The organism is Vicinamibacteria bacterium, assembly GCA_035620555.1.
In the GTDB taxonomy this organism is placed as follows: domain Bacteria; phylum Acidobacteriota; class Vicinamibacteria; order Marinacidobacterales; family SMYC01; genus DASPGQ01.
The window spans coordinates 1-23003 of the sequence record DASPGQ010000103.1 but is presented as its reverse complement, the minus strand read 5'-3'; the positions used below and the strand labels follow the sequence as shown (position 1 = coordinate 23003).

Below are 23003 nucleotides of genomic sequence, written 5' to 3'. Positions count from 1 at the left end.
CGCAATATTCTGTTTACCTATATACTGTTTACCTATATACTAAACCACCGATGGGACGGTCCTCGCGAAATGCCCTCGATGCCGCAAAGAAGGGCAGCGCCGATCTGCTGATTCTGGCGCTACTCGATGAAGCCGCTCTCCATGGCTACGACATCGCTCGCCGCATCGAGGCGCGCTCGGGCGGCACGCTGAGCTTCACTCTCGCGTCGCTCTATGCCACCCTCTATCGGCTCGAGGCACGGGGATGGATTCGCGGCCGTTGGGTCGAGCGCGCCGGCCAGCGCCGCCGCCGCTACTACCGCATCACCGCTACGGGTCGCAGAGTGCTCGCCGCGCAGCGGGAAGACTGGCGGCGATTCATCAGCGCGCTCACGGAGGCGGCGGGCCTCGAACCCGCTTGAAGCCGATGTCGACCGATCCGGCGTCCGACCCCGCCATCGACTGGCGGGCCGCCGTGCTTCAGAAGGCCGAGCTCACGGGCGTCGATTTGCCGCAATCCACCGTGGAAGAGCTCGCGCAGCATCTCGAGGATCTCTACCGCGCCGCGCTATCCGACGGATTCGAGCCCGTTCGCGCCCGCGCGCGCGTTCTGGACGAGCTGACGTCGCTCGAGGCCTCCTCTCTGCGTCAACTGAAGCACTCCCCCTTGGGCCACACCCGGACGCTCCAAGGGCGACTGGCCGATGACACCGCCCGACTCGCGAGAGGGAGAAGCATCCAACCGACTCTTGCTTTTCGCATCGCTCTTCGCCACCTCCTAAAGCGGCCGGCTTTCGCCGTCATCACCACGCTGGTACTGGGCCTGGGGGTAGGGGCGGCCACCACCATCTATAGCGTCGTCGATTCGGTCGTGCTGAGGCCTCTCCCGTACGAGGAGCCGGACCGACTCGTGACGATCTGGGATACCCACGTGGGCAAGGGGCGTTTTCACGATCCGATTTCCCCGGTGAACTTCAGTGACCAGCGTGAGCTCGAGGTCTTCGAGGACGCCGCGGCGTGGTGGCGTCCCGGAATCAACCTTGCCGATCCCGGGCTCGATCCGATCCGCGTCAACACCATCGAGGTGAGCGGCAACCTCTTCGATCTCCTCGGCGTTCGCCCGCAAATCGGCCCCGGATTTCCCGAGGGTGGGCCGCTGTTCTTGAACAACGAGCTCGTCGCCGTCATCAGCGACCGCTTGTGGAGGTCGCGATACGGTGCCAGTCCCTCCATCGTCGGCACGCAGCTGAGATTCAACGATACGCCGTACACCATCCTGGGCGTGATGCCGGCTGGATTTCACTATCCGGACGACATCGACGTCTGGGAGCGGCTTCGCTGGGACATGACCCAGCACAGCCGCCAGGCCCATTTCATGGAAGCGGTCGCCCGGCTCTCGGAGGGAACGACGATCGAGCAGGCGCAAAGCGCCATCGACTCGCTCTGGACCCGGCTAGAGACCGAGACCGCGGGAACGACGAACACCACCGGTCCCGGTTGGGGCTCCCGGTTGATTCCGCTGCTCGAAGAGCAGCTCGGTTACTACCGCCCCGCTCTTTTCGTGCTCTTCGGCGCCGTCGGACTGCTTCTCGTTATCGGCGTGCTCAACGTAGCCACGCTCCTGGTGACCCGCGCCCTGTCGCGCGAGCGGGAGATCGCCCTTCGCATCGCCCTGGGCGCTTCACCGAAGCAGCTGATCTCTCAATTGATGGCTGAAAGCTTCCTCCTTTCGCTGGTGGCCGCCGCCGCCGGAGTCGCCGCCGCGGCGGCGGCCCTGCCGCTTCTGGTTCGGCTCACCCCGGTCGAGATTCCGCGCCTGGTGGAAGCACGAATCGGCTGGGAATCACTCGGAGTGGGTCTCGCGATTGCCGCGGGGACGACGCTGTTCTTCGGTCTCCTGCCAGCGTTTCTGCTCTTCCGCGGCAAGCTGACGACCGACCTCAAGTCCGGTGAGCGAGGCAGCTCGAGAGGCGCGAGGCGTATCTACTCGCTTCTGGTCGCCGGCGAAGTCGCTCTCGCCTGCGCCCTTTTGACGAGCTCGGCGCTGCTCGTGCGCACCGTGCGCGAAATGATGGAGACACCGACGGGCGTCGATGCCGACTCCGTGCTCACCACGACGATCCAGCTGGCGAGCGACGCCTATAACGACTGGAACGTCGTCGCCGACACCCACAACCGAATCGTCGAGCGAATCCGCGAGCAGCCGGGCGTGGAAGCCGTGGGAGCGACCAACTTCCTCCCCTTCGAGGTCGGCTGGAGAAATCCCTTCTCGATCCAGGGCGAAGATGCCGTCGCCGACGTCAACGACCTGCCGCAAGTGCAGATGCACAGCGTCAGCGAAGGCTACCTCGAGGCCATGGGGGCCAGTCTCATTCGCGGGCGCAGGTTCACCTCGCTCGATCGATCCGACGCACCGGGCGTTCTGATCGTCAATGAGTCGTTCGCACGGCAGTATCTGTCGGACCGGGATGCCGTGGGGAGCATCCTCGTGCTCTACTCGCGGGGTATCGGTCCGCTCGGACGAAACCTTCTCGGCCGCGACGGGCCCTACCCGATGGAAGTCGTGGGCGTGGTCGGGGACATCCGAAACGCCCCGCTGGGCCAGCCCGTGGAGGCCGCGTTGTACCTTACAACCCGCCAGTTCACGTTCCGTGAGCTGTTTCTCGCCGTGCGCTCCGCGGATGCGGCCATCGCCCTCGACGCCGTGAGAACGGCGCTGAGAGAGGTGGCACCCGGGGTTCCGATGGCGGCTGCCCGAACCTGGCCCGACCGGCTCGCGGCCCGCACTTCCGAACAGCGGCTCCTTATGACCGTGCTCCTGTTCTTCGGAGCCCTGGCGGCCATTCTTGCCGCGCTCGGCGTCTATGGGCTCTTTTCCTGGTCGGTGGCGCTCCGCAAACGGGAGCTGGCGATTCGGCTCACCCTCGGCGCTCGCCCCGCGAGCGTCGGCCGTATGGTCGTACGCCAGAGTGCCGCGCTCGTCGCGGTGGGTGTCTTGCTCGGACTCGTCGTCATTCGCCTCGCCGAGAGCACGCTCACTCACGTCCTGTTCGGCGTATCCCCGAGCGACGCCGGCTCGACGCTGGCCGCCAGCGGGCTCCTCGTCATCGCCGCGATCCTCGCCTGCGTACCCCCGGCCATCCGCGCCATGCGGGTCGACCCCGTCGAGGGACTCCGGGTCGAGTAGTCGTTACTTCCAAAGGGCTCCGTGCTCGGGTGCGGTCGAGCCGTCGACGTGCTCGGCGGAATCCGAATCGTGACTCGGCGGGGGCGTCGCCGCCGCCGTCTGGGAGGCCGGACAGATAGCTGACTACGGCGTCGGCACGATCACCGGCCCGACACCCTTCGAGGCCACCGCGTCCTGGAATCGTACGAGCTCGTTCGCGAGCACGGCGTCGAGCTCCTGCTGGACATCAGCCAACTCCAGCTTCAGACTCTCGTAGTGCTCGCGTGCGGCAGCCGTCGGCTTGGCCTCGGCGCTGAGGACGATTCCATAGAGGTTGGCAATCCGATTGTCGAGCTTGGGCTGGAAGTTCAACGGATCCTGCATGGATTCGTTCTTCGTCTGGTAGATCTTCTCCTCGATCGACGAGAGCGCCTCGGTGAGAGCGGTCGCGGGCTCTTCGAGACCCTGTGCCCGATCGGCCGCCGTGAGACGCTCGACGAGCCCATCGACTTGGTCGCGAACGCTCCGCGTCTTGATCAAAGCGTCGTGACTTTCGGAGAAGAGGTCCCGAACGCCGATGGCGAGCCGGAACTGCTCCTCCAGGTCGGCCTCGGTCGCGTCCACACGCGGATCCTTCCTGATTTCGAACGGCTCGGTAGCCGACCAGCCAGAGACGGTCATTCGAACCTGGTAGCGACCGGGAGGCGCCGGTGGCCCGGTGATCGCGCCCCACATGATCGTGTCGGGCGCGGTGCGTCCGTCGGGATAGCCGAGATCCCAGGTCCATCGGTTGAGACCCTTTTTCGCGGGAGGCGTTTTGGCGGCATCACCGAAACCGAAGAACTCCGCGAACAGATTCCGCGCTCGCTTCTCCGGCGTCTTGCTCGAGAAGGTGCGGATGACCTCACCCGAGGCATCCAGGATCTCGAGCGTCAGCTCCTCGTCCTCGGGCAAGTCCTCTGAGAGGGTGTAATAAATGGCGGCGCCCGCGGACGGGTTCTTTCCTTGCGGACCCGATGGTATATCGAACCCGCCACCGCGTATCCGGTAGGCGTCGCGCGGCTTCAACAGGTGATAGCGGGATTGCGTCACCTCTTCGGTCAATTCATGAAGCGGCGTGAGGTCGTCGAGAATCCAGAACGAACGCCCCTGGGTCGAGAGCACGAGATCCTGGTCCTTGATCTGGAGATCGGTGACGGGGGTCACCGGAAGGTTGAGCTGAAGCGTCTGCCAGCTCCTCCCGTCGTCGAAAGAGACGTACATTCCGTATTCCGTGCCGGCGTAGAAGAGTCCGCGTCGATCGGGGTCCTCGCGAACGACGCGAACGAAATGCTTCTCCGGAATCCCTCGCGTGCCGTCGGCGATGCGCTCCCACGAGCTCCCGTAATCGTTGGTGCGAAAGATATAGGGCGTGAAATCATCGAAACGATAGTTGTAGACGGAAATCGTCGCGCGGCCCGCCTGATGCGTCGAGATATCTATCGAGTTCACCGTCCCGAACTCGGGTATGCCGGCAGGGGAGATCTCGCTCCAGGTGACCCCATCGTCCCGCGTGAGGTGAACGCGTCCATCATCCGTTCCGGCCCACAGCTCTCCTGGCGTCAGCGGCGATTCCTCGAAGACGAAGATCGTGGCATAGACCTCGACACCGGTTTGGTCCTTCGTGATGGGGCCGCCCGCGTCCTGGAGCATCTCGGGGTTGGCCACGGTCAGGTCGGGGCTCACGATCCGCCAGGTCTGGCCCTCGTCCGTGGAGCGATGCACGTAGTTGGACGTGTGGTAGAGCACGCGCGGGTCGTGCTTCGAGATCCGGATCGGGGCGTTCCACTGGAATCGATAGTCGAGGTCTTCGGCGGCGTGTCCGAGGGCGAGCTGCGGTGCGGTCGTGATCTCCCGGACCTGTCCCGAACGGTGGTCGTAGCGGGTGATGGACCCGCCGTAGCATCCCGCGAAGACGATGTTCGCATCGGCGTCGCGCGGGTCGATAGCGATGTGCCCGCTCTCGCATCCGCCGACCTGGTGCCAGTCCTTCGTCGAGATGCCGAGACCATTGGTGCGGCTCACGATGCGCACGGTGGTGTTGTCCTGCTGCGCTCCGTAGACCCAATAGGGGAAGCGATGGTCCGTCGTGACCCGGTAGAACTCCGCCGTGGGCTGATTGGACTGAGGCGACCAGGTCGCTCCGGCAGTGAGGCTTACCGCGGCGCCCCCGTCGTCGCCATAGACCATGACCTGGTTGTCATGGGGATTGATCCAGAGGTCGTGGGTATCCCCATGGGGGACTCGAATCGTATCGAAGCTCTTCCCGCCGTCGACGGAGCGGTGCATCAAGACATTGAGGACGTAGACGGTATTGGCGTCGAGAGGATCGGCGAACACATGCGTGTAGTACCAGGCTCGCTGCACGAAGCTCCGGTCGGTATTGACGAGCTGGAACGACTTCCCCCCGTCGTCCGAACGATAGAGCCCGGCTTCCGCCGGTTCCGCCTCGATGAGCGCGAAGACACGGTCCGGATTCGAAGGGGAGACCGATACGCCGATTTTGCCCGTGGGACCCTTGGGGAGACCCTCGGTGAGCTCGTTCCACGTGTCACCACCATCCGTCGACTTGTACAGGCCACCCTCATCCGGATCGCCACTCAACATCGTGAAGGGCTTGCGCTCCGCCCGCCACATCCCCGCGTAGAGGATCCGCGGGTTTCTCGGGTCGATGGAAAGATCGTTCGCACCCGTCTTCTCGCTGATGTAGAGCACCTTCTCCCAGGTCTTTCCGCCATCACGGGTCCGATAGACACCGCGATCTTCGTTCGGACCGAAGATGTGGCCGAGTGCCGCAACGTAGACGAGGTCGGGATCGTTGGGGTGAACGAGGACTTTGCCGATTTGCCCGGCTTCGGGAAGACCGATATGAGCCCAGCTCTTTCCCGCATCGGTCGAACGGTACATGCCGATTCCGGCGGACACGTTACCTCTCGGGCACGCAGAGCCCGTTCCCACGTAGACGACGTTTGCGTCCGAAGGGGCGACGGCAATCGCACCAATCGAGCCGGCGGCGATCTGCCCGTCGGTGAGGTTCTTCCACGTCTGACCGGCGTCGTCGGTCCGCCAGACACCGCCTCCCGTCGATCCCATGTAGAAGGTGTGCACCTGATCGGCCACGCCGGCGACCGCCGTCACCCGACCGCCCCGATAGGGTCCGATGTTCCGGTACTCCAGCGACTCGAGGAATACCGGGTCGATGGCGGGCCCGGGCTGCGCCGCAACGATCCGGGTCCAGGGGGAAAAAACCAAAACCGTGACCACCAGCGACTTCAATGGGTGCATGACTCCTCCTCGTCGAGCGGGACATCATATACCCCCGTGCGTCCCCCCGGAGGCGAGGACCTCGTCGCGCGCCGCGCGGGGTCGCCCGGTGAAGCGATTCCGGAGCGGTTGGCTCAAGTTCCCAACTTGCGAAACAGCCGCTCGATCTCCGCGCTCGACACCAGGTTCGCGGTCCATCCGAAGCTTCCCGAATCCCGCATCGCAACGGCTGCGCGAATCACCGGTGAAAAGGCCGCGCGGCACAGCGCGCCACCGATGCTGACCCGCTTCGCCCCCGCCTCGGCCAGTTGCGCGAGAGTGGCGGCCCTCAACGGCGGGGCCAGGACGTTCACCGGTTTGCCGACGGCGCGCGTCACTTCGCTCACCTGATCCAGCGTCTCGAGCCCAGGGGCGTACAACACATCCGCGCCCGCGGCTTCGAAAGCCATCAGGCGCTCGATGGTGTCGTCCAGATCGTTCCGGCCGTGCAGCAGGTTCTCGGCCCTGGCGGTAAGAGTGAAGGGGAAGGGCAGCCTTCGTGCCGCTTCGACCGCAGCGGCTACCCGTTCCACCGCCAGACCGAGGTCATAGATCGGCTTCGAGTCATCACCAGTGTAGTCTTCGATCGATCCGCCGACGACGCCGGCCTGTGCCGCCAGCGTAATGGTTTCGGCCGCAGTTACCGGATCGTCGGCAAAGCAATTCTCGAGGTCCGCGCTCACGGGAACCTCCGTCGCCGCGCTCAGTGCCCGACAGTGTTCGAGCTTCTCATCGAGCGTGACTTCGCCGTCGGTGCGCCCGAGGCTGTTGGCGAATCCGGAGCTCGTCGTGGCCAAAGCCTCGAAGCCGAGCGCGGCCAAAAGGCGCGCCGATCCCACGTCCCAAGGGTTCGGAATGACAAAGGCGCCCTCTCGCCGGTGCAGAGCACGAAACCGCTCCGCTTTCTGCGCTTGTGTGATCTTCACGTCGTTAGCGTGCAGCTAGAAGAGCCGCAGGGAGTACGTGAACTTGACTCCCCTGCCGATCTCAGGCGCGAAATCCTTGATGAAGTTCGTGTGCATCCGGTAGAGCTCGTCGGTCAAATTATACGCATTCACGGAAAAGATGTGCGCCTGGTGGGTCCGCGCCAGCGTGTAATGCGCTTTGAGATTCAGCACAATGTAGCCGTCGGTGGGAGTCTCGCCCGTCCCGAAGATCCTGTCCTGCCTGGCCGACCAGATGATCTCTGGCGTGATCGTGAAAGCTTCGTACGGAATCTCGATCTCTACCCGGCCGTGGAATGGAGGAATACGGGGCACGTACTCGGCGATATCCGTCAACTTCGCGTCGACGTAGCCGAAGCCCGCTTTGATCCACAGGAAATGGGTGACGCGAAGATTCGCTTGTGCGTCGAAGCCGACGAATCGCGCGTCGTCCTGCCGGTACTCCGCCAGGCGCAGTCCGTTCACGATCTCCTCCTGGAAGGCCGGATAGACGAAGTTTCCGATGTCGTAATAGAAGAAGTTGACGTCGGTATCGAGACCGCTCGAACGTCCGCGAAGGGCGAGGTCGATGCCGTTGATGCGCTCGCGGCCGAGGTTGGGATCGCCGATCTCGAATGCGAGATTCCCCACGTGAGGGCCAAAGTTGTAGAGCTCCTCGAGAGCCGGAGCTCGGTACGAGCTCGTGAAATTTCCCACCAAGGCGGCGGAGCTCGTGAGGTCGTGGCGCAACCCGACCGAGCCCGACAATCCCGTGAACGATCGAGCGATGCTTTCTGGCGGCTCGTCCTCGTGTCCGGCAACCGGCACTTCGCCCTCGTGCGAGTTGGTATCCTGCCCGCCCTCCCGCGCCGCGGGGTCATAGTCGTTGTACTCGACCCGCCCGCCGAAGGAGAGCGTCGTCGCCGATCCCAGAGTGAGCTCTTCGTAGGCGAAGCCGGCGAAAGCATTCTGCTTCGTGCGCGGCGCCAGCGCTTCTTCTCCGATCACCTCGTAGTCCCGGTTCTGAAACCAGAGGCCGAAGCGGCCCGAGAGCCTGGCGCTCCGCCGTTGCTCGAGCTCCGCACGGAGAAGATAGACATCGTTCATGAAAGAGGTCGCGACGGCCTCGATTCCGTCGGCGATCTCGATCTCGTCGTGGTTCCAGTCGGTGTACTGGAAGGTCACGCGTGTCGAATCGAGAAAGGCGCTGTCGAGCTCGCTCAATCCGACGTCGAAGCGAACGTTTTGTCGCCGCGGCGAGCTATCGACGAAGAATGCCTCCTCTCCCGCATGCTCTCCTTCTTCTCCCTCGTGGCCGTGCAGCTCGCCGGCTCCCGGGATCCCGAACCGCCCGTCCTCGATTCCATATCCCAGGCTGATGAACGCGCGATCGCCATAGAAACCGGCCCCGGCGCTGCCGTTCGCCAGCTCGGATGCGGAGTTCTCGATCCTGCCCCCGGGCGTGTCATAGTCGCCGGTTCGACGCGCGCCCCCGCTCCCCCAGAACATCCAGCCTCCGTTTCCGTAACGGAGGTTCGCGTTCCCACCGAGCTGATCGTTGGCGCTACCGGCGTCGAGCACGACCTGTCCTCTCATACCCTGGGGCTGAGAGCGCCGGAAGCTATCGTGAGGCGTGATGGTATTCACCACGCCTCCCACGGCGTTCGAGCCGTAAAGCAGAGTGGCCGGTCCCTTGATGATCTCGATCCGCTCCAGGTTCGCCGGATCGATCGTCACGCCATGATCCGCGGATTGGCTCGAGAGATCTCCCGTGCGAATGCCGTCCTCCATGATGAGGACACGGTCGCCATCGAAGCCGCGGATGATGGGGCGGCTCGAAGCCGGTCCGAAACTCCGTTTCGCGACTCCCGCCTCGTTTTGCAGGACCTCACCGAGGCTTCCCCACATGTCCTTCGACAGCTCGAAGGAATCGAGGGTGGTCACCGCATTGAACTGCTCCAATGCCGTGGCTTCCCCTCGAGCGCTCGTGGTGACGGTGACATTCTCGTGAATCGGCGAGAGCCCAAGTGCGAATTCGACTTCCAGGTTCTGTTCTGGCGTCACGATGATTTGCTGTCTCTCCGCGGTGAGATGCTCGCGCTGAACGAGGAGATAATGAGTGCCCGCGGGGATGTGGTCGAAGCGGAAGTGCCCCTCGCTGTCGGTCGTCGTGAATTCTCCCAACCCGATGACGAGCACGATTGCGCCGTGGACGGGATCGCCCGTCGCCGCAAGGGTAACGGTGCCGCTCACCGAGCCCGTTTCCTGCGCCTTTGCCAACGAGACGAAAAACGTGAGAGCGACCGAGAATGATGGACCGATACGAATAAACGGTTTCAATGGAGTCCTCCCTTGATAACGAAAAACCCAGCTTGAATGTACGGAACCCTCGTCCACGAGGGTCGGTTCGAAGCTAGGCGGGAGGTGCGCGAGGAGAACTCGCGTCGAAGACGATTGGCCGCGGAGCGGATACGCCCAGAACGGGGGCATCGGTCGCCCGCAGCGGCGGCCCTCCCAGGACCGCTTCGGCCGAGTGCGCCTCGAACGGTTCCTGCCGCACTTTGCAGACGAGGCACGTTCTTCCGTCCCCGTCCTCGTGTGGCGCGAGCCCAATGAGCCCGACGAGCAAGCTGGCGAGCCCCATGGCCAGGGCGAGCGACCTCGCCGACCTACGGAACCGATCAAGAAGGCTCATGGCTCCAGCTCCTCTGAAGGCTAGCAATTCCGCTGTCGACCGCGCAAATGATGGGAGGCCCGGTAGAGCGACGCATTTGGGGAGGACGGCATTCGCCGAGAGTGTGCTACAATTTTTCCTGTCTGAAGCGGTCCGACCGGGTTCGGGGGCATAGCGGGTTGGGTTGCAGACAGCGCACCTTCTTTCAGCGCTAATCCTGCGAGACCGAGCTAGCCACCCTTGAGCTCTCGTTCGCCAGACGTTGGTCCATCCCCCAACGATTGCATCGGGATTTGGGGGACATGCGTTTTCGCACCGCGACGACTGGCATCTTTGGTTGGAAACGCTCTAGCGGCTCTTGGATTCTGGCCTTACCGCTTTCGCTCGCGACCGTCCCGGACTCTTCCGCGGAGGTCGACCCCGATCCGATCGTCCTGGTCGGTGCCGGCGATATTGCCGGTTGCGGTCCTCAAAACGACGACCAGACGGCGGCGCTTCTGGACGGCATTCCGGGCACGGTGTTCACCCTCGGCGACCATGCCTATCCGAACGCCACGGCCCAGAAATTTGCGAGTTGTTACGATCCGAGCTGGGGGCAGCACAAAGACCGCACGCGCCCCTCGGCGGGCGATCACGACTACAGCACGGCGGGCGCGTCAGGCTACTTCGGCTATTTCGGCGACCTGGCCGGCAATTCCGGAGAAGGCTACTACAGCTACGACCTGGGAAGCTGGCATATCATCGTTCTCAACAGTAACTGTCTCGAAGTCGGAGGCTGCGACGCCGATTCCCCTCAGGGGCAGTGGCTGCAGGCTGACCTCGCTTCGAACCCCAGCACCTGTTCGCTCGCCTACTGGCATCACGCCCGATTCAGCTCGGGCGCCGAGGGAAGCTCGGCCTCGGCCGGTGATCTCTTTCAGATCCTCTACGACGCCGGTGCCGACGTAGTCTTGAACGGCCACGACCACGACTACGAACGATTCGCCCCTCAAGATCCCGATGGAACGCTCGATCTGGCTCACGGGATTCGCCAGTTCGTCGTCGGGACCGGGGGGGCACCGCTTCAACCGTTCGCGAGCGTACTGCCGAACAGCGAGGTGAGAAACTCCGACACGCACGGTGTTTTGAAGCTGACGTTACACGCGACCTCGTATGAGTGGGATTTCGTTCCCATCGCCGGCATGTCGTTTACCGACTCGGGCAGGGGGGATTGCATCGAGCCTCGTCAACCACCGGCGACGACCATCAGCTCGCCTTCCGCCGGCGCGGTATTGATGGTTGGCGAGCCAGTGAGCTTCGTGGGCGCAGCGAACGACCTCGAGGACGGCGACCTCACTGGAAGTCTCACTTGGACCTCGGACCGTGACGGTCTCGTGGGAACCGGGGGCTCTTTCTCCACGACGACGCTCTCGGCGGGCACCCACGAGATCAGCTCCTCGGCAACGAACTCGGGGGGCCTGAGTGGTGTCGCCCTGATCACCATCACCGTGACCGCGACCGCGGGCGAAACGACGTTGGTCGAAGCGAGCGTCGCGTCATCGTCCGACGACGCCGAGGAGTCGGCAACCGGAAGCGTGGCCCTCGGCAGCTTCGACCTGGATCTGGTGCACGACCAGGCCAGTGGCACGCCCCAAACGGTCGGCTTACGTTTTCCGCAGGTCGGGATTCCTCGAGGCGCGAACGTTTCCGAAGCCTACGTTCAGTTTCAGGCGAGCGGAATCAGCACCGGGCCAGGTTCACTCACCATCGAGGGAGAGGCGGTCGATGATGCCTCTACGTTCAGCTCGTCGGGCGCAAACGTGTCGTCGCGGCCGCGAACCAGCGCCGCGGTTTCCTGGTCTCCACCCGATTGGCTGGCGATGGGCGAGGCCGGCATCGATCAGCGTACGCCGGATATCGCCTCCGTTCTCGAGGAGATCGTTTCCCGGCCCGGTTGGGAGAGTGGCCATTCGTTGTCTCTGATCGTCACCGGCACCGGCACGAGGATGGCGCGGGCCCACGACGGCGATCCGATGAACGCTCCCTCGCTTCACGTGAGTTACCAGAGCCTCCTGTTCACCGATCGCGTACTGACGAGCGATCTAGTGACCGACAATCGCTTCTACCTCGCCTGCGACACGATCGTCCTGGGTCCGGATTTCCACATCATGGACCCCGGCTCCGTGGTCTTCCGCGCCGGCAGTCGCATCATCATCGAGAACGGTTTCTCCGTGGGAAGCGGCGCGTGGGTCACGATGCAGCTCGACCCGGCATGCACCGTCGACGCGTTGCCGCTCGTCTCGATCGATGCGCCCGCCGATGGATCAAGCTTTGGTCCCGGCGTGCCGGTCGATTTCGTGGGCGTTGCCACGGACGAGGAAGACGGCGATCTCAGTCCCAATCTGTCATGGGTGTCGGACCGGGACGGAAGCATCGGATCGGGCAGGGCCATTTCGGTAACGGGTCTGTCCTCGGGACTGCATCGGGTCACGGCCCGAGCCTCTGACGACGGAGGACTCGTCGGATCGGATCAGATCACGATCACGGTGCACGACACGCCCCCGAGCGTGAGCATCATGTCACCTTCCGGAGGGTCGAGTTTCGAGCTCGGGACGGCGATCGATTTTGCCGGTACGGCAAGCGACCCCGAGGACGGCGATCTCACCGCCAGCCTCACCTGGATCTCGGACTTGGACGGTAGCGTCGGTTCCGGGGGGTCTTTCATCACGAGCCTGCTTTCTCCTGGCCCGCACACGATCACCGCCTCGGTGACGGATAGCGTGGGGCTCACCGCAACCGACCAAATCACGCTGCAGGTGTTCACCAGCACACCACCCGGTGTGAGCATCACTTCACCTGCGAGCGGCGCGAGCTTCGATTTCGGCGAGGCCATCTTTTTCTCGGGGACAGCGAGCGATTTAGAGGATGGGGACCTCACCGCCGCACTCTCCTGGACCTCGGACGTCGATGGAGAGATCGGGGCGGGCGGCTCGTTCACCCATGCCGCGCTCTCACTCGGCCAGCACACGATTACCGCTTTGGTTATCGACAGCGAAGGACTTATCGGCTCGGATCAACTCATCTTGACGGTCAACAACACACCGCCGACGGTGGCCATCGCTCTGCCGGTGGACGGGGCGAGCTTCGATTTCGACGAGAACGTCGATTTCTCGGGGACGGCTAGCGATGTGGAGGACGGGGACCTCACCGCCGCACTCTCCTGGACCTCGAACGTCGATGGAGAGATCGGAACCGGGGGCTCGTTCAGCCATTCCGCGCTCTCTCTCGGCCAGCACACGATTGCCGCGTCGGTGACGGATAGCGAGGGGCTTACCGGCTCGGATCAAATCATCGTGACGGTGAACAATACGCCGCCGACGGTGGCCATCACTCTGCCGGTCGACGGGGCAAGCTTCGATTTCGGCGAGAACGTGGACTTCTCCGCGACGGCAAGCGACTTGGAGGATGGGGACCTTACCGCGAGCCTCGTTTGGGAGTCCGATCGGGACGGCAGCCTAGGCATGGGCGGCTCGATCTCGACGACCACGCTTTCATCGGGGAGTCACACGATCACCGCCTCCGCCGTGGATGGCGAGGGCCTGATGGGAGAGGCCTCGGTCAACCTGTCCGTGGGCGATCCGGCGGCGACGATCGTCCAGGCCCGAGTTGTATCGAGCTCGGACGACGCCGAAGAGGATCAGAGCGGCATCGTTCGGCTCACCAGCAGCGATCTCGAGCTCGTCGAGGAAGCATCTACCCAGACGGTCGGGATTCGCTTCGACGGGGTCGACCTCCCTCGGGATGCCGCCATCTCGAATGCTTACATTCAATTTCAAACCGATGAAACGGGCAGCGCTCCGACGCTTCTTCTCATCGAGGGCGAATCGGCTGATCATTCCTTTGCGTTCGTCGCGTCCAGCGGTGAGGTATCCACGAGACCACGGACGTTAGCCTCGGTCCTTTGGACCGCACCGGCGTGGACGACCGCGGGCGAGGCGGGGTCAGGCCAGCGAACTCCTAATCTCACTCCCGTGATACAGGAGATCGTGAGCCGGCCCGGCTGGTCGAGTGGAAACGCCCTGTCGGTCATCATCACCGGCACGGGTAGACGCACGGCGGAGGCCTACGACGGCCTTCCGAGCGGCGCACCGCTCTTGCATGTCGAATACACGGGAATTCTCGAGAACAACCCACCCCAGGTAACGATCACCACTCCCGTGAATGGAGCGACGTTCGAAACAGGAGAACACATTGTCTTCTCCGGTGGCGCAACCGACCCCGAGGACGGGGACCTGACGTCCGGTCTAACGTGGGAGTCCAATCTCGACGGTGTCATCGGAACGGGAGGCGCTTTTGTCCGCTTCGATCTTTCGGAGGGCACGCACATCGTTAGCGCGACAGCGATCGACACGGATGGCCTCACGGCTTTCGATCAGGCTGTGCTGACGGTGTCTCCGGGAGGGATCGTGGTCGTGGGAGCCGGAGACATCGCTACCTGCAGCTCTCAGAACGACGAGGCGACGGCCGCGCTTCTCGACGGCATTTCCGGCACCGTGGTCACATTTGGTGATCACGTCTACCCCGATGGCACGGCGCAGGAATTCACCAACTGCTACGACCCGACCTGGGGGCGTCACAAATGGCGGACGCGCCCTTCGACGGGGAATCACGATTACCACACTCCGGGTGCATCCGCTTATTTCGTCTACTTCGGCGCCGCCGCGGGCAATCCGGAAGAGGGCTACTACAGCTACGACCTGGGGTCGTGGCACATCATCGCTCTCAACAGCAATTGCTCTGATGTGGGTGGTTGTGGGCCCGGGTCGCCTCAGGGACAATGGTTGCAGGCCGACCTGGCGGCGAACCCGAGCACCTGCACCCTCGCCTATTGGCATCATCCACGATTCAGCTCCGGCCCCCATGGCAACGCTGCCGCCGCCGTGGACCTGTTCGACATGCTCTATCAAGCCGGTGCCGATGTGGTCCTGACCGCCCACGATCACGACTACGAGCGCTTCGCACCTCAGGACTCGAATGGGAATCTGGACGGGACCCGCGGCATCCGTCAGTTTGTCGTCGGCACCGGAGGTGCCTCCCTCTATGAGTTCGCGACCATCGAGCCGAACAGCGAAGTCCGTTACCGGGATTCACACGGGGTTTTGAAGTTGACGCTTCATCCGACGAGCTACGAATGGGAGTTCGTCCCCGTGGCGGGAAGCACTTTCACCGACACGGGCACGGGCTCTTGCGTCGTGGCTCCCTGAGAGCCTCGGGCCATCAATACCACAGGCCTGTCCAATGCCAGCGAGGTCCGTGCTCGACCCTCGGGAAACGGACGGGAACGGCAAGTCTCACGGTTTCGGGGACGGGCTCGGGCGGAGCGCCCTCCAAGCGGAGCAACCTTTCGATGCGCTCTTCGGCGTTAGGATGCGTTCGCAGCAGAGACGGGTCGGGAATCTTGCGCCCGGGAACCACGAGATCCAGGAAGCGCCTCTGGTAGCGCTCCATCTTCGCCAAGGCCGAAGCGAGCCCGCGGGCATCGCCAGTAAGCTCGTAAGCGCCGATATCGGCGTCGTGCTCTCGCGTCCGGGAAAGCGCGAGCTGGAGCAGGGTCGCCAGGCTTGGAGCGGCGAGCAGCAGTAACACGAGAAGCCACGGCACAGTGACGCGACCCATAAGAAGCAGGGGCAGGTTGATCAGCAACAGAAGCTGCCCCACGAACGAGAGGCTCGTCGTCATCCGGCTCACCATGTCCGCCAGCGTCATCACCCGGAGGTCGTTGTTTCGCAGATGACTGACCTCGTGAGCCAGTACGCCAGTGAGCTCGCGGAGATTCAGCGCTCTCAGTAACCCGTCGGTGACGCCAATGGCCGCTCGTTCCCGATCGCCCACGGTGAAGGCGTTCATCACCTGCGAGGGCACGTAGTACAGGCGCGGCACCGAAGCCAATCCCGAGCGCTGCGTCAGTGCCGCCAGGACGTTCTCGAGTGCCGGCAGCTCCCCCGGGTAGAGAGCACGCGCTCCGTAGAGCCGCATGATGACGTTCGGTGCGATGCGCGGACTCACCCAGAGGGCGAAGACACCGAAGCCCGCCGCGACGGCGGCTCCGCCTCTGCCGGCAAGGGCGTAACCCAGGACGAGCATCAGGAGGCCCATGCACGCGAGCAGCAGCAAGGTGTGGAGCGCGTTGGTGCCGCGGTGGGAGTGCACCAGAGTCTGAGACATGTCGAGCCAGTCTAACGCGGCTCGGAACTCGCCGAGCAACGAGGGAGGGGCCCAGGAAGTCGTGACGCAGTGCGATCTTGACAGAGCCCTGCGAAGCGTGTAAGTAAGTGCTTACTATGCGCCGAAGCGCGTCGCCCGCTCGGGCGCGGGACGACTTTCCCAGGTTCTCGCGCACCGTCCTGCGATACCCGTGATCCGGCCAGGGGTCCGTCGCTCTTGAGCGCTGCCTTTCTCTCCCTCGCCGCCTTTGCAATCGCGATCCTCTTCAGCTGCTTCACACCCATCAACGTCGGACTCCTCTCAATCGCCTTCGCCTTCTTCGTGGGCGTCTTCTTTGCGGGGATGAAGGCCTCAGACGTCGCCGCCGGCTTCCCCTCGAGCCTCTTCCTCGTCCTCGTCGGCGTTTCCCTCCTCTTCGCCCAGGCCAAGGTCAACGGCTCCCTCGACCCCGTCGTCAACCGAAGCGTTCGCCTCGCTCGCGGCAATCCGGGAATCGTCCCCCTCGTTTTCTTCTTTCTGGCCATGGCGCTCTCCACGATCGGCGCGGGAAACATCGCGGCGACGGCGGCGCTCGCTCCCCTGGCCATGAGCGTCGCGGGCAGGATCGGCGTAAGCGCCTTCCTCATGACGATCATGGTTGCGACCGGGGCGAACTCCGGCGCCCTCTCCCCATTCGCTCCGACGGGGATCATCGCCAATGGGCAGCTGGCGCGCATCGGGATCACATCGGTCGAATGGCGTATCTTTTCGAGCAACCTCATCGCCCAGACATTCGTCGGCATCACGGGCTATTTCCTACTCGGAGGGACGAGGCTCCTGGCACGCGAGGTGACGGCGGGGCACGCGGCGCCCGATGCGCCGTTCGATTGGCGGCAAAGCTTGACGCTCGCGGCCATTGCGACCTGGATTCTGAGTGTAGTCGTCTTCGGTCTGGATGTGGGAATGAGTGCCTTCATCGCCGCCGCGGTGCTTACGCTCGCGCGAGCCGCCGACGAAGAACAGGCCATTAAGGCGATCCCCTGGAACACCATCCTTATGGTCGCGGGCGTGACCGTGCTTATCTCGGTGCTCGAGAAAACCGGCGGCATGGACCTCTTTACCGGGTTTCTGACTCGTTTCTCGACACCGCGGAGCATCACCGGTGTCATCGCCTTCGTGACGGGTGTCATCTCGGTCTATAGCAGCTCCTCGGGCGTCGTGCTCCCGTCTTTTCTTCCGACCATTCCCGGCCTGATCGAGAAGTTGGGAGGAGGCGATGCCCTGGCCATTGCTTCCTCGATCAACGTGGGAGCCCACCTGGTCGATGTTTCGCCGCTTTCGACCCTCGGCGCTCTTTGTATCGCCGTCGCACCGGCTCACGAGAACCGCACCCGCCTGTTCAACAAGCTGCTGTTGTGGGGCCTTTCGATGAGCGTCGTCGGCGCCGCGGTGTGCTACGTCTTCTTTGGCCTTCTGGGCATCTAGCCAAGCAATGGCCGGAGCGACACCGACGCGGGGAGCCGTCGCAATCGAAAGAGTGCGCAAAGTCTACGGCGACGTGCTGGCGCTCGACGACGTCTCGCTCGAAGTGCGGCCAGGCGAGTTTCTCACCCTACTGGGTCCCTCGGGTTGCGGAAAGACGACGCTCCTGCGTCTCGTCGCGGGCTTCGAGTCACCCGATGCCGGCTCGATCTGGATCTCGGGGCAGAACATGGACGGGCGTCCTCCCTACCAGAGACCGGCCAACACCGTCTTCCAGGACTACGCACTCTTCCCCCATCGAACCGTCGCCGGAAACGTCGCCTTCGGTCTCGAAAGTGCGGGGCTCTCGAGGACGGACATCGAAAGCAAAGTGGCTCGTGTCCTCGACATGGTGCGACTCTCCGGGCTTGGTCAGAGGCGCATCGACCAGCTCTCCGGAGGGCAGAAGCAGCGGGTGGCCCTGGCTCGGGCCGTGGTGCTCGAACCGGACGTCCTGCTCCTCGATGAGCCCATGGCGGCCCTCGACTTGAAGCTCCGCAAAGAGATGCAGCTGGAGGTCAAGAATCTTCAGCAACGTCTTCGGACCACGTTCCTCTTCGTCACTCACGACCAGGAAGAGGCTCTCGTCATGGCCGACCGAATCGCGGTCATGAACGACGGACACATCGAGCAGCTCGATACTCCCGAGTCTCTCTACCAGCGCCCGCGAACGCGATTCGTAGCCGACTTCATGGCAGTCAAGAACCTCTTCGATGCCGTCGTGCTCGAAATCGAAGGTGGCTTCGCCACCGTCCGCACTCGGGGAGGCGTCAGCGTTCGCGCCGCCGACGATGGAGGCTTCCGCGTAGGAGACAACGTAACGATCGGGATCCGCCCGGAACGCATCACCACCCACGCTCCGTCCGGTAACGCGATCCAGAAGCTCGAAGGGATTCTAACTGACGAGGTCTATCTCGGTGATCGAACCGAGTGGAGGGTGCGGGTGGCGGATGAGCTCTTCCAGGTGGCCGAAAGCGCGGCCGTCGTCGAGCAGAGGAAAAAGGGTGAGCCAATCACCATCCGCTTCCTTCCGTCGGACGTTTTTCGGCTCGAGTCATGAACCGCCGGAGACAGGCGTTCCTTCTGTTGATGCCTTGCTTGCTGGTGCTGGTTGCGCTCTTCGTTCTGCCTCAGATTCTGATGTTCGGCGCTTCCCTGGGGCGGCGAAGCGCCTACGGCGGCGTGGTTCGGGATTGGAACGTCGATAACTATCTCCGCGCGCTCGAGCCCATCTACCTGGACATTCTCGCTCGAAGCTTCCTCCTCGCCGGTCTCACGACCGCTCTCTGTCTCCTCGCCGCTTATCCCGTCGCCCTCTGGCTCGGGCTTCGCGCTCCCAAAGCCTGGCGCAACGCGCTCGTGGTGCTCGTCATTCTGCCCTTCTGGACGAGCATGCTGGTGCGCATGTACGCCTGGATCTTCATCCTCCGTGACGAGGGCCTCGTCAATCTCACGCTCCAGAGACTGGGGCTCCCCCGGCTTCCCCTGCTGTACAACGATTTCGCCGTTCTCCTCGGCCAGGTCTATGGCGAGCTCCCCTTCATGATCCTGCCTCTTTACGTCGCCATCGATAGGCTCGATCGATCCGTTCTCGAAGCGGCCGCCGATCTCGGAGCGACCCCGACGAGAACGTTCTGGAAGGTCACGGTCCCTCTGACCGCACCGGGCATCGCCGCAGGCTCGGTCCTCGTCTTCATCCCCTCGCTCGGCGCCTTCCTCGCCCCGGACCTCCTCGGGGGCGGCAGGACCATGTACGTGGGGAACCTGATTCAGAGCCAGTTCGCCGTCGCCCGCGACGTACCGTTCGGCGCTGCCCTTTCGTTTCTCCTCTCGCTCACCGTGATCGCGCTGCTCTTCGTCTTCCGGAAGCCTCTTCGCGCGGCCGAGGAGCTCTAGAGCAGGGTGATGAAAAACTCGGCTCAGCCTGCGCGAGCGGAGCGAGCCCGGCGCGCTTGCCGCGCCGTAAGCAGCCCGCGCCGTAAGCAGCCCGAGCCGTGGCGGCACGATCGATTACGGGTCCCGCCACGGCATTGAGGCACTAGAATGCGAAGGCATCTTACCTCCCGCACCCTGGGTCTCGGAAGTCTCGCCGTCTACTCGTTTCTTTACGCTCCTCTCGCAGTCCTGGCGGCGTTCTCCTTCAATCGAGGTAGGTTGACCTCTGCCTGGGAGGGGTTCACGCTTCAGTGGTACGCCAAACTTCTCGCTGACACCGCGGTCCTCAGATCGCTTCGAAACAGTCTCATCGTGGCTCTCGCCGCCACGGTCCTTTCGACGGTGGCCGGCACCGCAGCCGCGCTAGCTCTTCATCGCCACCGTTTCCGGAGACAGGCTTCCTTTCGAGCACTCGTCACCCTCCCCATCGTCGTTCCCGAGATCGTGATGGCCTCGTCCCTCCTTCTTCTCTTCGCCGCCCTCGGGATCCGTCTCGGGTTCGCCTCCGTGATCTTCGCCCACGTTGCATTCTCGGTCTCTTACGTGGTCCTGGTTGTTCGGGCACGTCTCGCCGGTCTCAACCGCGCCCTCGAGGAGGCGGCGATGGATCTTGGGGCGTCTCCGGGACGTACTTTTTTCATGGTCACTCTCCCCAATATCGCGCCCGGAGTGCTGGCAGCGGCTCTTCTCGTGTTCGCTTTGTCCATCGACGATTACGTCATCACATCTTTCGTCGCCGGCGTCGGCTCGACCACGCTGCCAATCCAGGTCTATTCCATGGTCCGTAGCGGGGTCTCTCCCGAGATCAACGCCGTGTCCACGGTTCTCCTGACGGCGACGGCGCTCATTCTTCTCGCCTCGTGGTGGATCGAGCATGGCGTCAGGCTCTGGAAGGCGGCCATTCCCGCCGCCGCCGGTCTCGGCATCCTCGCGCTGCCATTCGCTCTGGTGCCGCCTCGCCCCGATTCCGACAAGATCCTGAACGTCTACATCTGGTCGAACTACATCGCCCCCGAGACCCTGAAGAAGTTCGAAGATCGTTACGGTGCGCGAGTCAACGTGGATCTCTACGACAGCGTCGAGGCTCTGTTGGCGAAAGTTCAGGCGGGGAACATCGACTACGATGTCCTCTGTCCCACCAACTATGGCGTCGAAATCCTGAAGAAACAGAACCTGCTGCTTCCCCTGGATCACTCGGCGCTTCCAAACCTCGTGAATCTAGACCCCCGCTTTCTGGACCCGGAATACGATCCGGGGAACCGCTACTCCGTTCCCTACTTCTGGGGGACGGCGGGGATCGCCTACCGAAAGAGCCGCGTGGGGTTGGTGGAGTCCTGGGAATCGCTCTGGGACGAGCGCTACGCCGAACGTATCTTGATGCTGGACGATCCTCGCGAGACCTTCGGAGCCGCGCTGAAGTGGAGGGGCTTCAGTCTCAACACAACCGATGAAGCCACGCTTCGAATGGCGCAAGAGCTTCTGCTGAGACAGAAGCGGCTGGTGAAAGCTTACGATTCGGCCAACTTCCAGGACGTCCTTCTCGCGGGCGACGTCTGGATCGCCCACGGCTGGAACGGCCAGTTCGCCCGGGTGATGGATATCGACCCGGACATTGCCTACGTGATTCCCGAAGAAGGCGGGAGTCTCTTCATCGACAGCCTGGTGATTCCATCATCGGCTCGGAATCCCGAGCTCGCCCATGCCTTCATCGACTTCACCCTGGAGGCGGAGATTGCCGCGGAGATCTGCGCCACGATGCAGTACAGCTCCCCCAACCAAGCGGCGCGACGCCTATTGCCCGAGCCCGTTCGGACGAACCCTGCGATTTTCCCCGGAGACGACGTGCTCGAGCGGGTGGAGCTCATTCACGACATCGGGCAGGCGACCCTTTTGTACGACCGTCTCTGGACCGAGGTCAAGACCGCGCAATGAGCGTCGTCGAGTTGCCCGATGAAGCGCGGCGTCGACCCCTCGCTTGGTACCGTGGAATCGGGGTAGCGCAGCGCCGCAATCTCCTCGCCGCCTCGCCCGGGTTGATGTTGGATAGCATGGACGTCCAACTCCAGAGACTGGAATGACGGTACACCGAGTGCGTCTCGAGGGGCAGGTTGCAGCCGTCTCGCCTTGACAGCAACATCGCCGATCATATAAGTAAGTACTTACTATGCCGAAACGCGCCCGGTTGAAGACGGGAACCCGCAAAGCCCCGGCGCGCTCGAATGCAAGGGGCAAGCGCGAGCGGCTCTCCTCGGAAGATCGGCGCGAGCAACTGCTCTCGGTCGCTACTCAACTCTTCGCCGCTCAGGGATTCGACGGGACCACCACGAGGCAGATTGCCGAGCGGGCGCGCATCAACGAAGCTCTCCTGTTCCGCCATTTTCAGAGCAAAGAAGATTTGTACTGGGCCTCCATCGAACGCAAGTGTCGGATGTCGGGAGGCCCGGAGAGGCTCCAGGAGATGCTGGAGAAATCCGAGAACGACCAAGAAGTCTTTTCCGCGATCGCCGAGCAGATCTTGAACCTCTATGACGAAGACAGCACGCTGATGCGGCTCTTGCTCTACAGTGCCCTCGAGAATCATCGCCTCTCTCAGCGGTTCTTCAACACCTACGTCGCCCGGTATCGCGAGCTGCTTGCGAGTCACGTGGATCGAAGGATCGAGGAAGGCAGATTCCGTCCCGTCGAGCCCTTTCTGGCGGCTCGGGCCTTCATCGGAATGCTCATCTACACCATCCAGAGCCAGGCGATCTTCGGCGTCAAGCAGGGAGAAACGCGCGACGTTCGCGAGGTCGCGAAAAGCTTGACGGCGATCTGGCTCGACGGCGTGCGCTCCAAGAGCTGAGTCGAAAGAACGGCCGGCGTGGTGAGTCCGATCGACGCCCGACCCAGGCTCTCGCAACACACGCTCATCGTTCTCAGCCTCGTCGCAGGCGCCGTCGCCGGTGTGGCCGTCAATCTCCTGGTCGGCGCCGGCCGGATCGACCCCGATGGGGTCGCCTGGGTCGTTCGCTACCTGACGCGGCCCCTCGGGCAGATTTTCCTGAACATGCTCTTCATGGTCGTCATCCCCCTCGTCTTCTGCTCCCTCGTCCTGGGGGTCGTCAACCTCGGTAAAGTTGGAAAGCTGGGGCGGCTTTCGGTCAAGACTTTCCTCTACTTCGTGGCCACGACAGCGGCATCCGCCACGCTGGGTCTTCTGCTGGTCAACCTGTTTCGACCGGGAGCCGGCTTCGACCCCGCCTCCCAGGCGCAGCTCATGGAAAGCTTCCGAAGCGAAGCG

Annotated in this window: 15 protein-coding genes; 10 read left to right on the top strand and 5 right to left on the bottom strand. The window is 63.4% G+C overall.

Translation table 11 applies throughout. The features are described 5' to 3' along the window. Positions 1–50 precede the first annotated feature (50 nt). Both VEK15_04255 and VEK15_04250 read left to right on the top strand, forming a co-directional pair. Complete coding sequence (locus VEK15_04255; GenBank protein ID HXV59884.1) at positions 51–401, top strand: PadR family transcriptional regulator; 351 nt, start codon at positions 51–53, stop codon at positions 399–401. Between the two features lie 5 nt (positions 402–406). Further along, the gene (locus VEK15_04250; GenBank protein HXV59883.1) at positions 407–3166 is read left to right on the top strand and encodes an ABC transporter permease; all 2760 of its coding nucleotides are present in this window, start codon (positions 407–409) and stop codon (positions 3164–3166) included. Between the two features lie 123 nt (positions 3167–3289). Here VEK15_04250 and VEK15_04245 read toward each other — a convergent pair whose 3' ends face one another. From VEK15_04245 to VEK15_04230, 4 genes are all read right to left on the bottom strand, one after another. Then, on the bottom strand, positions 3290–6469 hold the full coding sequence (locus VEK15_04245) for a glycosyl hydrolase (GenBank protein HXV59882.1): 3180 nt from the start codon (positions 6467–6469) through the stop codon (positions 3290–3292). Between the two features lie 113 nt (positions 6470–6582). Beyond that, positions 6583–7407 (bottom strand): isocitrate lyase/phosphoenolpyruvate mutase family protein, encoded by an 825-nt coding sequence (locus VEK15_04240; protein ID HXV59881.1) that lies wholly within the window; start codon positions 7405–7407, stop codon positions 6583–6585. Between the two features lie 21 nt (positions 7408–7428). Continuing rightward, positions 7429–9750 (bottom strand): TonB-dependent receptor, encoded by a 2322-nt coding sequence (locus VEK15_04235; protein ID HXV59880.1) that lies wholly within the window; start codon positions 9748–9750, stop codon positions 7429–7431. Between the two features lie 73 nt (positions 9751–9823). Then, positions 9824–10105 carry a hypothetical protein gene (locus tag VEK15_04230; GenBank protein HXV59879.1) on the bottom strand — a complete coding sequence of 94 codons (282 nt, stop codon included), beginning with the start codon at positions 10103–10105 and terminating at the stop codon, positions 9824–9826. A 281-nt stretch (positions 10106–10386) separates the two neighbouring features. On the opposite strand from VEK15_04230, the gene VEK15_04225 reads away from it, so the two are divergent. Then, positions 10387–15327: a metallophosphoesterase gene (locus VEK15_04225; protein HXV59878.1), complete on the top strand. Its 4941-nt coding sequence runs from the start codon at positions 10387–10389 to the stop codon at positions 15325–15327. Between the two features lie 13 nt (positions 15328–15340). Here VEK15_04225 and VEK15_04220 read toward each other — a convergent pair whose 3' ends face one another. Further along, positions 15341–16288, bottom strand: coding sequence for a zinc metalloprotease HtpX (locus tag VEK15_04220; GenBank protein ID HXV59877.1), 948 nt, complete (start codon positions 16286–16288; stop codon positions 15341–15343). Positions 16289–16504: 216 nt separating this feature from the next. Here VEK15_04220 and VEK15_04215 point away from each other — a divergent pair, with 216 nt between their 5' ends. The 7 genes from VEK15_04215 to VEK15_04185 form a co-directional block, all read left to right on the top strand. Further along, positions 16505–17752 carry an SLC13 family permease gene (locus VEK15_04215; GenBank protein HXV59876.1) on the top strand — a complete coding sequence of 416 codons (1248 nt, stop codon included), beginning with the start codon at positions 16505–16507 and terminating at the stop codon, positions 17750–17752. A gap of 52 nt (positions 17753–17804) precedes the next feature. Then, positions 17805–18848 carry an ABC transporter ATP-binding protein gene (locus VEK15_04210; GenBank protein HXV59875.1) on the top strand — a complete coding sequence of 348 codons (1044 nt, stop codon included), beginning with the start codon at positions 17805–17807 and terminating at the stop codon, positions 18846–18848. Beyond that, positions 18845–19684 carry an ABC transporter permease gene (locus VEK15_04205; protein HXV59874.1) on the top strand — a complete coding sequence of 280 codons (840 nt, stop codon included), beginning with the start codon at positions 18845–18847 and terminating at the stop codon, positions 19682–19684. The genes VEK15_04210 and VEK15_04205 overlap by 4 nt, the downstream gene beginning before the upstream one ends. Before the next feature lie 147 nt (positions 19685–19831). Then, complete coding sequence (locus tag VEK15_04200) at positions 19832–21655, top strand: extracellular solute-binding protein (protein HXV59873.1); 1824 nt, start codon at positions 19832–19834, stop codon at positions 21653–21655. Further along, positions 21652–21801: a hypothetical protein gene (locus VEK15_04195; protein ID HXV59872.1), complete on the top strand. Its 150-nt coding sequence runs from the start codon at positions 21652–21654 to the stop codon at positions 21799–21801. The genes VEK15_04200 and VEK15_04195 overlap by 4 nt, the downstream gene beginning before the upstream one ends. Positions 21802–21887: 86 nt before the next feature. Then, the gene (locus tag VEK15_04190) at positions 21888–22565 is read left to right on the top strand and encodes a TetR/AcrR family transcriptional regulator (protein ID HXV59871.1); all 678 of its coding nucleotides are present in this window, start codon (positions 21888–21890) and stop codon (positions 22563–22565) included. 18 nt (positions 22566–22583) lie between these two features. Then, the coding region (locus VEK15_04185; protein ID HXV59870.1) for a cation:dicarboxylase symporter family transporter at positions 22584–23003 on the top strand (420 nt) is incomplete at its 3' end.

Excerpts from the sequence above, each read along its gene's own strand:
- VEK15_04250 (HXV59883.1), top strand. The coding sequence starts at position 407 with ATGTCGACCGATCCGGCGTCCGACCCCGCCATCGACTGGCGGGCCGCC.
- VEK15_04220 (HXV59877.1), bottom strand. The coding sequence starts at position 16,288 with ATGTCTCAGACTCTGGTGCACTCCCACCGCGGCACCAACGCGCTCCAC.
- VEK15_04195 (HXV59872.1), top strand. The coding sequence starts at position 21,652 with ATGAGCGTCGTCGAGTTGCCCGATGAAGCGCGGCGTCGACCCCTCGCT.
- VEK15_04225 (HXV59878.1), top strand. The coding sequence starts at position 10,387 with ATGCGTTTTCGCACCGCGACGACTGGCATCTTTGGTTGGAAACGCTCT.
- VEK15_04230 (HXV59879.1), bottom strand. The coding sequence starts at position 10,105 with ATGAGCCTTCTTGATCGGTTCCGTAGGTCGGCGAGGTCGCTCGCCCTG.
- VEK15_04200 (HXV59873.1), top strand. The coding sequence starts at position 19,832 with ATGCGAAGGCATCTTACCTCCCGCACCCTGGGTCTCGGAAGTCTCGCC.
- VEK15_04190 (HXV59871.1), top strand. The coding sequence starts at position 21,888 with ATGCCGAAACGCGCCCGGTTGAAGACGGGAACCCGCAAAGCCCCGGCG.
- VEK15_04205 (HXV59874.1), top strand. The coding sequence starts at position 18,845 with ATGAACCGCCGGAGACAGGCGTTCCTTCTGTTGATGCCTTGCTTGCTG.
- VEK15_04245 (HXV59882.1), bottom strand. The coding sequence starts at position 6,469 with ATGCACCCATTGAAGTCGCTGGTGGTCACGGTTTTGGTTTTTTCCCCC.
- VEK15_04255 (HXV59884.1), top strand. The coding sequence starts at position 51 with ATGGGACGGTCCTCGCGAAATGCCCTCGATGCCGCAAAGAAGGGCAGC.